This window comes from Candidatus Accumulibacter phosphatis, from assembly GCF_012939955.1.
In the GTDB taxonomy this organism is placed as follows: domain Bacteria; phylum Pseudomonadota; class Gammaproteobacteria; order Burkholderiales; family Rhodocyclaceae; genus Accumulibacter; species Accumulibacter delftensis.
In genome coordinates this window covers 1-12245 of the sequence record NZ_SPMY01000034.1, presented here as the reverse complement: position 1 = coordinate 12245, position 12245 = coordinate 1, and the positions used below count along the sequence as shown (strand labels likewise).

The 12245-nt window shown below is 62.5% G+C and carries 14 protein-coding genes; 11 read left to right on the top strand and 3 right to left on the bottom strand.

Going from position 1 to position 12245, the window contains the following annotated elements:
* Position 1: 1 nt before the first annotated feature.
* Positions 2-886, top strand: coding sequence for a flagellar motor protein MotD (gene motD, locus E4Q23_RS12645; protein WP_169066963.1), 885 nt, complete (start codon positions 2-4; stop codon positions 884-886).
* On the opposite strand, the gene E4Q23_RS12640 is transcribed toward motD, so the two are convergent.
* The 3 genes from E4Q23_RS12640 to flgA form a co-directional block, all read right to left on the bottom strand.
* Positions 883-1392: a flagella synthesis protein FlgN gene (locus tag E4Q23_RS12640; RefSeq protein ID WP_169066962.1), complete on the bottom strand. Its 510-nt coding sequence runs from the start codon at positions 1390-1392 to the stop codon at positions 883-885. The two genes, motD and E4Q23_RS12640, sit on opposite strands and share 4 nt — an antisense overlap.
* Before the next feature lie 14 nt (positions 1393-1406).
* Positions 1407-1694: a flagellar biosynthesis anti-sigma factor FlgM gene (gene flgM, locus E4Q23_RS12635; protein WP_169066961.1), complete on the bottom strand. Its 288-nt coding sequence runs from the start codon at positions 1692-1694 to the stop codon at positions 1407-1409.
* A gap of 92 nt (positions 1695-1786) precedes the next feature.
* Positions 1787-2497 (bottom strand): flagellar basal body P-ring formation chaperone FlgA, encoded by a 711-nt coding sequence (gene flgA, locus E4Q23_RS12630; RefSeq protein ID WP_169066960.1) that lies wholly within the window; start codon positions 2495-2497, stop codon positions 1787-1789.
* Positions 2498-2709: 212 nt separating this feature from the next.
* Here flgA and flgB point away from each other — a divergent pair, with 212 nt between their 5' ends.
* The 10 genes from flgB to flgK all read left to right on the top strand — a co-directional run bounded on the left by flgB (position 2710) and on the right by flgK (position 12102).
* Positions 2710-3129, top strand: coding sequence for a flagellar basal body rod protein FlgB (flgB, locus tag E4Q23_RS12625; protein WP_169066959.1), 420 nt, complete (start codon positions 2710-2712; stop codon positions 3127-3129).
* 3 nt (positions 3130-3132) lie between these two features.
* Entirely contained in the window at positions 3133-3537 is a 405-nt protein-coding gene (gene flgC, locus E4Q23_RS12620; protein WP_169066958.1) for a flagellar basal body rod protein FlgC, read from the top strand.
* 28 nt (positions 3538-3565) lie between these two features.
* On the top strand, positions 3566-4249 hold the full coding sequence (locus tag E4Q23_RS12615) for a flagellar hook assembly protein FlgD (RefSeq protein WP_169066957.1): 684 nt from the start codon (positions 3566-3568) through the stop codon (positions 4247-4249).
* 15 nt (positions 4250-4264) lie between these two features.
* Entirely contained in the window at positions 4265-5512 is a 1248-nt protein-coding gene (flgE, locus tag E4Q23_RS12610) for a flagellar hook protein FlgE (protein WP_169066956.1), read from the top strand.
* Between the two features lie 37 nt (positions 5513-5549).
* Positions 5550-6299 carry a flagellar basal body rod protein FlgF gene (locus tag E4Q23_RS12605; protein ID WP_169066955.1) on the top strand — a complete coding sequence of 250 codons (750 nt, stop codon included), beginning with the start codon at positions 5550-5552 and terminating at the stop codon, positions 6297-6299.
* A gap of 15 nt (positions 6300-6314) precedes the next feature.
* Positions 6315-7097, top strand: coding sequence for a flagellar basal-body rod protein FlgG (gene flgG / locus E4Q23_RS12600; RefSeq protein ID WP_169066954.1), 783 nt, complete (start codon positions 6315-6317; stop codon positions 7095-7097).
* A gap of 67 nt (positions 7098-7164) precedes the next feature.
* Positions 7165-7800, top strand: a complete 636-nt coding sequence (locus E4Q23_RS12595; protein ID WP_248595421.1) for a flagellar basal body L-ring protein FlgH — start codon at positions 7165-7167, stop codon at positions 7798-7800.
* Between the two features lie 43 nt (positions 7801-7843).
* Positions 7844-8959 (top strand): flagellar basal body P-ring protein FlgI, encoded by a 1116-nt coding sequence (locus E4Q23_RS12590; protein ID WP_169066996.1) that lies wholly within the window; start codon positions 7844-7846, stop codon positions 8957-8959.
* Between the two features lie 40 nt (positions 8960-8999).
* Positions 9000-9974 carry a flagellar assembly peptidoglycan hydrolase FlgJ gene (flgJ, locus tag E4Q23_RS12585; RefSeq protein WP_169066953.1) on the top strand — a complete coding sequence of 325 codons (975 nt, stop codon included), beginning with the start codon at positions 9000-9002 and terminating at the stop codon, positions 9972-9974.
* Positions 9975-10056: 82 nt separating this feature from the next.
* On the top strand, positions 10057-12102 hold the full coding sequence (gene flgK / locus E4Q23_RS12580; RefSeq protein ID WP_169066952.1) for a flagellar hook-associated protein FlgK: 2046 nt from the start codon (positions 10057-10059) through the stop codon (positions 12100-12102).
* Positions 12103-12245 lie beyond the last annotated feature (143 nt).

Genomic DNA, 12245 nt, shown 5'->3' with positions numbered 1-12245 from the left:
TGTGGCACGTCGAAAACGCGCCGAGGAAGGGCACGAAAACCACGAGCGCTGGCTGGTTTCGTACGCGGACTTCATTACCCTGCTGTTCGCTTTCTTTGTTGTGATGTACGCCCTTTCCTCAGTCAATGAGGGCAAGTACCGAATCCTGAGCGATTCGATGGTCAGCGCTTTTCGCAATGTTCCGGTCAACAGCGCCGGCCAGCTGGCGCTGATCGTGCCGACACCGGCGCCGGTGACGAAGCCCAGCCTGACCAGCAAGACGCAGGAGGCCGTCAAACAGAAACAGCGCGAGAGTATGCGCAGTATTGCCAAGGACATTCTTGAGGTGATGGCGCCTCTGGTTGCGCAGGGGAAGGTGCGAGTCCTTGAAACCAGTCGCGGAGTGACCATAGAAATCAACGACAGCATTCTGTTCTCGCCAGGGCAGGCCTTGATTCAGCCGCCGCTGGCACGGGCCATGGAGGCGGTGGCCGAGGTGCTGGTGGGGACCGATTTCCCGATTACCATCGAAGGGCACACCGACGACGTGCCGATCAGCAATACACAGTTCCCTTCCAACTGGGAGCTCTCGGCGGTGCGCGCTACGACCGTTCTGCGCCTCTTCGCGGCAGCCGGTATCGCGGCGCCCCGGCTGACCGCGATTGGCTATGCCGATACGCGCCCGGTCGAGCCGAATGCACTGGCGGACGGGCGAGCGCGCAATCGTCGGGTCTCGATTCTGATCGACTCGGCGATCCCGGAAAAAGGCACCGAGGTCGATCTGCAGGGGCAGGGCGAGAGCGCCGCGGTGGCCGTCGATCCGGCGCCAGCGGAAGCACCAGTGCCACCGGCACCGCCGGCACCACCGGCAAGTACTGCAGCTCCGCGGCAGCTGCCAGCACGTTAGGCACTATCGCTGATGCGGCGGCCGCTGGGGGGCGCGCTTTGTCCGTCCGGGCCATACAGATTGCTGGCCGCGTTGCTTCCCAGGAGCACTTCGAGCGCCTGCGTATTGTTCTGCATGCGTTCCTGGATCAGTTCGCCATTGGCGCGATTCAGTTCGCGCGCCTGGGCGGCGACGGCCAACAAGACCGACCAGGCGCTGTGAACGCTTTTTTCTACGGGGTGCGCAGCAAACCAGGCGGCTATTCCCGCGCGATCATTGGGCAGGCCGCTGGCGGCCAGCAAGCGTTTGCGTTGGGCGGCGAGCCTTGCCAGTTCGGCGGCGACATTGTTCTTTTGGCGGACGAGACCGAGAAGGTCGTCCACTTCGCCTTTGACCAGCATTTGCTGTTCGCGCTCGAGCAGGGCGACAAAGCTCTGCGCTGCGGCGATCTCGCTGTCGACGGTCTGCGCGAAGTCGGCACTTGCGCTGCGCTCGCCGACCTCGCTTCCCTCTGGTTTCGCGGCCATTGGCTTGGCGGCCGTCAGGTCTGCCGTTGCGAACCGATCAGTTCGCTGGCCGACTCGATCAGGCGGTCGGCAATGGCTTCGGCGTTGATCGTGAAGCGACCCTCGGCGATAGCCTGTTTGATCTCGGCAACGCGGGTGGCATCATAGGCCGGGGCCTCCCCCGACGAATGCAGATGGGTTGCCAATTCACTGAGATGCACTTCGGCAGCCGCGTTGCTGGTCGGTTTGCTGATGTTGCCGCGCGTGCGGGTGTCACTGCTGACGGTGGCGCTGGCCGTCGTGCTGGTGCTGTCGATCTTCACGGTGTTGCCCCTTGAGCGGTTGTTCTCAATTCATCTATCGGCGCAGAACGGCAAAACTTTAACATTATTTTCAGCAACATCCTGCAGCTAGCTCAATAGCTCACTTCAACGATGCCGCCGGGACGTGCGACTCCGCTGACGACCTGCCCGGAAGCGGTGCTTACCCGGACGATCTCACCGTCGCTGGCGTTGTTGAGAGCCTTGCCCTCGTTGCTGACCGAGAAACCCGCGCCTTTCGACTGCAGCTTTACGCTTTGTCCCTGCTGCACTGCCAAGGGCGCGGTGAGCAGGTCGTTGCGCAGGGGTTGGCCGGCCGCGACGCCGTTCTTGACCGTTTTGCCGATGGCCTGCGCCGGGTCGGTCACGATGCTGGCCGGCAGACTGCCGAGATCGCCCTGTTGCGCAAAGACGTCGGCGGCGCTGATTACCTGGCCACGATTGAGCTGCCGCGCCGTGACCAGGTAGCTTCCGGAGATTCTGATCTGCACCGGCACATAGATCGTCCATGCCTCGGGTGCCAGGCAACGTACGCCGATGGTGGTTCTTCCCCAGAGCCGACTACCCTGCGGCAGGAAGGGCTCGTAAGCGCTACATGGCGCCTCCTGCGCGTGCTGGTCGAGACGACCGATGCTATAGCTTGCCTTGCCCGGCAAGCCCTGGGTCTGAAGGCGCAGATAGTTGTCGAGAGCGGCACTCAGTGACTCCTGCGCGCCGACCCCGCTGCTCGCGGCGGCGAGAAGAAGAACGAGCAGCGATCTGGCAAGGCGGGTGGCGCGATGGGTGACGAGCTTCGAGATAGGCATCGCGTCATTCTGCCTGATTCCGGCGGCCCCGCGAAGCGGCCCGAAGATGAATGCCTGGCGTGGAAGGCGGCAAAATTTGCCGTGGGGCCGGCAAATGCCGGTCGGCGGCTGCGGCAGAGCGCTGGCAAATGCTTGCCGGCTCGCCACCAAAGGAGGTGGCACGGCTATTGCTTGTTGACTGTTCACGAGAACAGGACACGGAGGGCACGCTGATGGTCGGCAAAATCCAGGATTCGCTTTCCTTCCAGCTGCAGGCATTGACCCTGCGCGCCGAGCGGCAGCAGGTGCTGGCCGGTAATATTGCCAACGCCGATACGCCGCATTACCAGGCACGCGACTTTGATTTCGCAAGCACCCTGCAGCAGGCGGTCAGTGGTCGTGAGCAGGCGGGTCTGCGTCTGGCGACCCTGGGCTTGGCCACCACTTCCCCGCAGCATTCGCCGGGCAGGGCGGCAGCCGATCCCCTGCAGCTGCTCTATCGGCAGCCGACGCAGGCCAGTGCCGATGGCAACACGGTGGACATGGATGTCGAGCGGGCGCAGTTTGCCGAGAATTCCTTCTTCTACGAAGCGGGCCTGACTTTTCTTTCCGGGCGCATCAATACCTTGCGCACGGCGATCCAGGGGCAATAAGCGATGAGTGTTTTCAACACCTTCAAAGTGGCCGGTAGCGCCATGACCGCGCAGGCGCTGCGCCTCAACGTGGTGGCCAGCAACCTGGCCAATGCGGATAGCGTGATCAGTTCCGACGGCAAACCGTATCGCGCCAAGCAGGTGGTGTTCGCGGCGACGCCGATGGGCAGCGGGGCGGCGCAGGGCGTCCGGGTGACGCAGGTCGTCGAGGACAGCAGCCCTGGACGCCTGCTCTATGACCCGCGTAATCCGGCGGCCGACGAAAGCGGCTACGTGACCATGCCCAATGTGAGCGTGGTCGACGAGATGACCAACATGATCTCGGCGTCGCGCGCCTACCAGACCAACGCCGAAGTCATGAATACCGCCAAACAATTGCTGCTCAAGACGCTGGCGCTTGGCCAGTAGTCACGACGACACCCTGGAGAAAGAAACAATGGAAAGCGTGCAATCGGGCACTTCAAGCAGTGACATCCTGGCGTCGCTCAACGCTCAGACCAAGTCCGGCAACAATCAGCTGCTGTCGACGACCGAGGAGGTCCAGAATCGCTTTCTCAAACTACTGGTAACGCAGTTGAAGAACCAGGATCCGCTCAACCCGCTCGACAACGCGGCGGTCACCTCCCAGATTTCGCAGATCAATACCGTGACCGGCATCGAGCGGCTGAATACGACGCTCGAGACTTTGCTCAGTACCTTCAACGAGGGACAGGCCATGCAGGCCGCCGGGCTGATCGGCAAGAACGTCCTGGTCGGCGGGTCCGGGCTGGCTCTGGTCAATGGTCAGGCCAATGGCGGGGTCAATCTTGCCGCGCCTGCCGACAACGTGACGCTGACGATTTTCGGGGCTGGCGACAACGTCATTCAGAGCGAGCGCCTCGGCGCCCGTGACGCCGGTAGCTTTGCGTTCACCTGGGATGGGATGACTGCGCAGGGCATCCCAGCGCCAGATGGCGCTTATCGTTTCACGGTGAACGCGGTGCGCGGTAGTGAAACGGTGGCCGCTGAGGCTCTGCAGATTGGCACGGTAAATGCTTTGGTTAGAGAAAAAGGCAGCTATCAGCTCGACCTGGGTGGGCTGGGCCGGGTCGCTTTCGACAAGGTTCAACAGATTCTCTAGGCGTAGGAGAAAAGGATGAGTTTTCAGCAGGGTTTGAGCGGTCTGAACGCGGCGTCTTCGTCGCTGGACGTGATCGGCAACAATATTTCCAACTCCAGCACGGTTGGTTTCAAGAGCGGCAGCGCGAATTTCTCGGACATCTACGCTGCGTCGCTGGGCATCGTCTCCGGTGCCAAGATCGGTATCGGCGTCGGCATCGGGGCAGTTCAGCAGCAGTTTACGCAGGGCAATCTGACGACCACCAACAACCCGCTCGATCTGGCGCTCAATGGTGGCGGCTTCTTTCGCCTGAGCGACGAAGGTGCCATCAGCTACACCCGCAACGGTCAGTTTCACATCGACAATGACGGTTATGTGATCAACGACCAGCGCGCTCGCCTGACCGGTTACCCGGTCGCCGCCAACGGTGCAATCACCCCTTCCAACCCGATCGAGCTGCAGATTTCGGCAGGCCAGATCGCCCCGCGTGCGAGCAGCGACCCGCTCGCCGGAGAACTGCGGGCGGTGCTCAATCTCGACTCGCGCGACTCGGCTCCGGCCATCTCTCCATTCGACTATAGCGATCCGGAAACCTACAATTTTTCCACCGCATTGACGGTTTTCGACACCCTCGGCGTGGTGCACAACATGACGACGTTCTACGTTCTCAATGGCCCGACGGCACCTGGCCAGTGGACCGTGCATGCCACCCTCGATGGCGCGGATCCGAAAGTCGTGGAGGGCGGGAATCTGATCTTCAACACTTCGGGTGCGCTCGACCCGGCCTCGGCGTTGCGGGATCTGCCGTCCTGGAGTCTGACCACCGGTGCCGTATCGCCGTGGTCGCCGGGGAAAATGGATTTCACCGGTACCACCCAGTACGGCAGCGGTTCGAACGTCGATCGCCTGACGCAGGGAGGTTTCACTTCGGGCAGCCTGGTCGGGGTGGGTGTGAACGCCGATGGCACCGTCCAGGGGCGTTACAGCAATGGCCAGACGCGCAACATGGGGCAGGTGGTGCTGGCCTCGTTTGCCGATCCGAACGGGCTCTTGAGCCTGGGCAACAACCAGTGGAGCCTGACCTCGCTGTCCGGGCCGGAGCTGATTGGTGCGCCGGCCTCGGGCAGTCGCGGGGTGATTCAGTCGGCGGCAGTCGAAGATTCGAACGTCGATCTGACCAAGCAACTGGTGGACATGATCACCGCTCAGCGCAACTACCAGGCCAATGCACAGACCATCAAGACCCAGGATCAGATCATGCAGACGCTGGTCAATCTGCGCTGATGGCTGTTGAGCTCGAGCGAAGGACTGGGGAGTAGCCATGGACCGCCTGATCTACACGGCGATGAGTGGTGCCAAGCAGGTCGTTCTGCAGCAGGCTGGCGTCGCCCAGAATCTCGCCAATGCCACGAGCACCGGCTATCGGGCGATGGAGCATCGCTTCCGCGCCGTGCCGGTGCTGGGCGAAGGTGCGCCGACCCGGGCATTCGTCGCCGACGCCGCGGTGGCTGACGTTTTCGAAGAGGGGCCGATCGCGGTCACCGGTCGGCCGCTCGACGTGGCGGTAGATGGCAATGGCTGGATTGCCGTGCAGGCTGCGGACGGTCGTGAGGCCTACACCCGTGCCGGCAATCTCAAGACCGACGCCAATGGCATGCTGCAGACCAGCACCGGCTTGAATGTCGTCGGTGAAGGTGGACCGATCTCGCTGCCGCCCGACAACAATATTGTCATCGCTACTGACGGAACGGTGTCGAGCATTCCGCGCCTGGGTGCCGGAGCCGTCAACAGTGTCAACGTGGTGGGCCGGATCAAGCTGGTCAATCCACCGGAAAACGATCTCGTGCGCGGCGATGACGGCCTCTTCCGGACGCGCAACGGCGTCGGCGCTCCTGCCGACGAGGACGTCAAGCTGGTGCCCGAGGCGCTCGAGGGGAGCAACGTCAACTCGGTTGAAGCGATGGTCAGAATGATCAGCCTCGCTCGCCAGTTCGAGATGCAGATCAAGATGTTGCAGACGGCCGACAGCAATGCGCAGGCGGCCAGCCAGATTCTCTCCATGAACCGCTGATAGGACAGGACAAGCATGATCCGCTCACTGTGGACCGCCAGTACCGGCCTTACTGCCCAACAGGTGCAGATTGACGTCATTGCCAACAACCTGGCCAACGTCAGCACCAATGGTTTCAAGCAGGCACGCGGGATTTTTGCCGATCTGCTTTATCAGACCCTGCGTCAGCCAGGTGCCCAGTCCTCGCAGACGACGCAGATTCCGGACGGGCTGCAGATCGGTCTGGGCGTAAATCCCGTTTCCACGGGGCGAATTTTCACCCAGGGTGCTCTTCAGCAAACCGGTAACAGTCTCGACATGGCCATCGACGGGGCGGGCTTCTTTCAGGTCCTGCTGCCCGACGGGACCACCGCCTACACGCGTGATGGTTCGTTTCAGAAGGACAATCAGGGGCAGATCGTGACCACCAGCGGCAATCCGCTGCAACCGGCGATCACCATTCCCGAGAATGCCTTGACGGTGACCGTCGGTACCGATGGCGTGGTCAGCATCACCCAGCCGGGGACTCCAGCCACGGTGCAGATCGGCATCGTCCAGGTAGCCACCTTCATCAACAATGGTGGCCTGCAGAGCGTTGGCGACAATCTCTATCTGGAGACTGCGTCGAGTGGCACGCCGACGCCGAATACCCCGGGCAACAATGGCTCGGGGGTGGTGGTACAGAACTACGTCGAAGCCTCCAACGTCAATGCCGCGCAGGAGTTGGTACTGATGATCCAGACCCAAAGGGCGTACGAACTGAATTCGAAAGTGGTGGCGGTCTCCGATCAGATGCTGGCGCGTCTGACGCAGCTGTAAGGGCCTGATGATGAGCACTGGCCGGGTGAACAAGACAGCGCTGTTGCTGCTCCCCGTGGTACTGCTGATGGCCGCGTGCACCACCGTGCCGCCCACCAATATCCACCAGCCGATGACTGCGCGCCCGCAGTACCGCAGTGATGCGCTGGCGGCCAATCTGGCAGCGACCGGCAGCATTTATCAGGCGGGGGCCTCGAGAACCCTGTTCGAAGATCGCCGCGCGCGTTATGTCGGCGACACGATCACGGTGACCATCAGCGAGAACAACAACGCGGCGACCAAATCGAATACCAACGTCAGCAAGACCGGTAGCATCAGTGCCACCGCCGGCCCGTTCGCCGGTTCGCCGGCCAACTGGTTCCGGCCCGGGGAGCTGAACGCCAGCAGCAGCAATGTCGCCGCCGGCAAAGGCGATTCGGCGGCCAACAACGTGTTCACCGGCACCATTACGGTGACCGTCATCGAGGTCTTGCCGAACGGCAATCTGCTGGTTTCCGGCGAGAAGCAGGTGGCGATTGGTCAGGGGCAGGAATACATCCGGCTTTCGGGTATCGTCAATCCGTATTTCGTCAACGCCGCCAATACCATCCCCTCGTCACAGATTGCCGATGCACGCATCGAATACAAGGAGAGCGGTGCGATCAGCGAAGCGCAGGTGATGGGCTGGCTGGCACGATTCTTCCTTACCGTCTTGCCATTCTAAGGAGAACACAGTGGCCCCGACTTTCGCCAGGCACACCGGCAAAATGCAGCGCCGTCCGGCCGTTTTTGCCGCGCTCGCCGGTTTGCTCGCCCTGGCCTTGCTGAGTTTTCCGGTAGCGGCCGAACGGATCAAGGATCTGGCCTCGGTACAGGGCGTGCGTAGCAACCAGTTGGTCGGCTACGGGCTGGTCGTCGGCCTGGACGGAAGCGGTGACCAGACCACGCAAACGCCGTTTACCACCCAGAGCATCATCAACATGCTGGCGCAGCTGGGCACCACCCTGCCGACGACGCAATCCCTGCAACTGAAGAACGTTGCTGCGGTCATGGTGACCGCGAATCTACCATCGTTTGCCAGGATCGGGCAGGTCATCGACATTACCGTATCGTCGATGGGCAACGCCAAGAGCTTGCGTGGTGGGACGCTGGTGATGACGCCGCTGAAAGGCGCCGATGGTCAGATCTACGCGCAAGCGCAGGGCAATGTACTGGTCCCTGGGGTTGGCGCGGGCTCCGCGGGCAGTCGGGTGACGATCAATCACCTGCTTGCCGGCCGTATCGTCGGCGGCGCAACCGTCGAGCGCGAAGTGCCGACGGCCCTGGGGCAGGGCCCCTTCGTTCACTACGAGATGCGGACGACCGACTTCGGGACGACGCAGCGCGTGGTCGAGGTGATCAACCGCGCCATCGGTCCCGGCACCGCGCAGGCGCTCGATGGTCGGCGGGTGCAGGTGATCGCCCCTGAAGACGCGAACAGTCGGGTGGCTTTCCTGGGGCACCTGGAGAGTCTCGAAGTACGGCCGAGCAAAGGAATCGCCAAGGTGATCATCAACCCGCGCACCGGCTCGGTGGTGATGAACCAGATGGTGACCATCGAATCCTGCGCGGTCGCGCACGGCAACCTTTCGGTGGTTATCAATACCGAACAGCAAGTCAGTCAGCCGAATGCGCTGGCGACGGGGCAGACGGTCACCACTACGCAGAGCGAGATCGAGATCAAGCAGGGGGGCGGATCCTTGATGTCGCTGAAGGCGGGTGTGAATCTCGCTGATGTCGTCAAGGCGATCAATGCACTCGGTGCCGGACCACAGGATCTGCTTTCCATCCTGCAGTCCATGAAAGCGGCCGGCGCCTTGCGTGCCGAGCTCGAGATCATCTGAGTCCTCTTTCAAGACGCCCATCCCACCATCCCATCCGCCCATGAAATCAATCACCCTTGCCAGCGATACTGCCAACACTCGCCTGGCCATCGACCCCGCAGCGGCCGCCGATCTGCGCGCCCGGCTCGCTCAGGATTCGCAAGGCGGCATGAAGCAGGTGGCACGGCAGTTCGAGGGCATGCTCCTGCAGTTATTGCTAAAAAGCATGCGTGATGCGACGACCAGTGGCGGCATGCTGGACAGCCAACAAGGCAGCTTCTTTACCGCCCTTGGCGATCAGCAAATGGCCCTGAACCTGGCCACCCAAATGCCCATGGGGCTGGCAGAATTGATCGAACAACAGCAGTCGGGGCGAGCGGCCAAGGGCGGCGAAGCCGAGGCCACGCATTCAACCAGCGCAACTCTCGACGCCTTGCAGCAGTCCTTGAGCGCCCTTTCGCCGGCAACTGCGGCGGGCTATCTCGGTGGCGCTCGCCACCGGACGGGGTTGCTGGCGAGCGCGGCGGGCAGCAGTCGCGCAGCAGCGCTGGCCGCGGAATCGCCTTCGGCGCCACGTGACTTTGTCGATCGTGTCTGGCCACACGCCCAGGCAGCGGCCGCAGCCACCGGTGTCCCTGCACGTTTCCTGGTCGCCCACTCGGCGCTGGAGAGTGGCTGGGGACGGCGCGAGATCAGCCGTGCCGATGGTTCGCCGAGTTTCAACGTCTTCGGGATCAAGGCCGGGCGCAACTGGTCGGGGGCGACGGTTGAGGTCGACACGACGGAGTTTGTCAATGGCGTGGCGCAGTCCGAACGGGCGACGTTTCGCGCCTATGCCTCCTACGCCGAGGCGTTTCGCGACTACGCCGAGCTGCTCTCGAGCAAGCCACGCTATGCGGGCGTGCTTGGCCAGCAGGATGGCGTACAGTTCGCGCGTTCATTGCAGGAGGCAGGCTACGCGACGGACCCGATGTACGCCGACAAGCTGGCGCGCATCATTGCCGGCAACACCCTGCGCCAGGCCTTGTCCGGCTAGGCGCTCGATGGCGCGCGTCGACGATCGCCTAAACATTCGCGCTCTCCTGCCGTTAACAGAATAATCAAAAGGAGTTCACCGCATGGGCTCAGGAATCATCAATACCGCAGTGACCGGTCTGCACGTGGCTCAGTATGGGCTACTGACCACCGAACACAATATCGCCAACGTCAATACCCCTGGCTTCTCGCGGCAGAGGAGCATCCAGGAGAGCAATGCCGGCTTGCTGACCGGCGCCGGCTATGTTGGGCAGGGTGCGAACGTGGCAACGGTCGAGCGCATGTACAGTCGTTTTCTGACCGAGCAGGTGGAGCGTTCGCAGAGCAGCGCTAGTGAACTCGAGACCTACTACGCCCAAATCAGCCAGATCGATGATTTGCTCGCCGATCCGGGCACTGGTCTGTCGCCAGCGCTGCAGGCGTTCTTCGCCAGCGTTCAGGACCTTGCCGCCAATCCTTCGCTGTTGCCGAACCGCCAGGCGATGGTCTCGGCGGCGCAGTCCCTGAGCGCCCGCTACCAGTCCTTGAGCGATCAACTGGCCGCGATGTACGATGGCATCAACAGTGGAATCACGGCTGCCGTCGCCAGCGTCAATTCCTACGGCGAACAGATCGCTTCACTGAACGGCCGCATTGCGGTTGCCGAAGCTTCGACCGGCCAGCCGCCGAACGACTTGCTCGATACGCGCGACCAGATGGTGCTCGAACTGAACCAATTGATCCGTACGCGAACGACGACCAATACCGATGGCAGCTACAACGTCTTCGTCGGCAGCGGCCAGCAACTGGTTGTCGGCTCACAGCTGATCGGTATGGCGACCATGGCGTCGAGCGCCGATTCCTCCCGGCTGGTGGTCGGTTTGCGAACCGCGGCCGGGGTCCAGGAGATGCCGGCGTCCTTGATCAGCGGCGGCAGTCTGAGCGGCTTGCTGGCTTTTCGCAGCGAGTCGCTGGATAGGGCGAGCAACGATCTGGGCAGCAACGCGGCTTCGCTGGCCTTGACCTTCAATGCGCAACACGCGCTCGGTCAGGATTTCTTCGGTCAGTCGCAGCTCGCCTCGTCGCCGCCGACCAGCTTTACGCCGCAGTTCTTTTCGGTTTCTCCGCCAGTGGTGATCGGCAACACCCGGAATCCGCCGGATAGCCCCCTGGTCAGCGCTGCTTTCGTCAGTCCGCAGCCGTTCAATGGCAATTTCTACGCCGATCTGGGTAACAGTGACTACCGACTCAATGCCGACGGCGCTGGCCTCACCCTGACTCGCCTGACGGACAACAAGCAATGGTCGGGGGTCGACCTGGCGGCGGTGAATGCACAGCTGAGCAGCGATCCACAGGGTTTTGAGCTGGCTTCACCGGGGGCCCTGGTGGCGGGTTCCAGCTATCTGATTCAGCCGACGCGGGGAGCGGCTCGCGGCATCGCCGTGAATCCAGCGTTGATCGCCGACTCGCGTCTGATCGCCGCTGCCGGGCCGCTGCGGGCCGCCGTCGGCACGGCCAATACCGGTACGGCCACCATTTCATCGGGCCAGGCCGGCCCCGGCTATCAGGACGCCGTTGCCGGATTGCCGATCAGTCTGGAATACAATGCGGGCGAACTGCGCAACTTTCCGGTCGGTGCGCGGGTGTCGATCGATGGTGCCGCGCCGGTGGACATCACCGCCAGCGACCAGGGCATTGCTTACAGCAGCGGTGCAACGGTCACCCTGGTGGGCTCGGCCAGCGTCAGTCCGCCCACCGGCTTCAGCTTCGTGATAACCGGTTTGCCCAATAATGGCGACCGCTTCACGGTCGAGATCAACAGCGGGGCCACGGCCGATGGGCGCAACGCGCTGACCCTTGCGCAGCTGCAAACGCAGCACACGATGTCCGGGCAGACGGCTTCCTATCAGGACGCTTACGCGCGCCTGGTGAGCGAAACCGGCAACAAGACACGCCAGTTACAGGTCAGCTCCGATGCGCAACAGAACTTGTTGGCGCAGGCACAAGCCAGTCGCGACTCGCTTTCGGCGGTCAACCTCGACGAGGAGGCAGCGAACCTCATTCGCTATCAGCAGGCCTACCAGGCATCGGCCAAGGCATTTCAGATTGGCGCTTCCCTGTTCGATACGATTCTCGAACTGGCGGCTTAATGTGAAAGTCGCGCAAGCGACTCACGAACCTCCCTTCTCCCTTGCGGGAGAAGGGGCAGGGGGAAGAGGGAAACGGTCATGACTTTCATGATTCGGTGGTGATCTCGACATGTCATGACCGTTAATGTCGAAAGTCGCGCAAG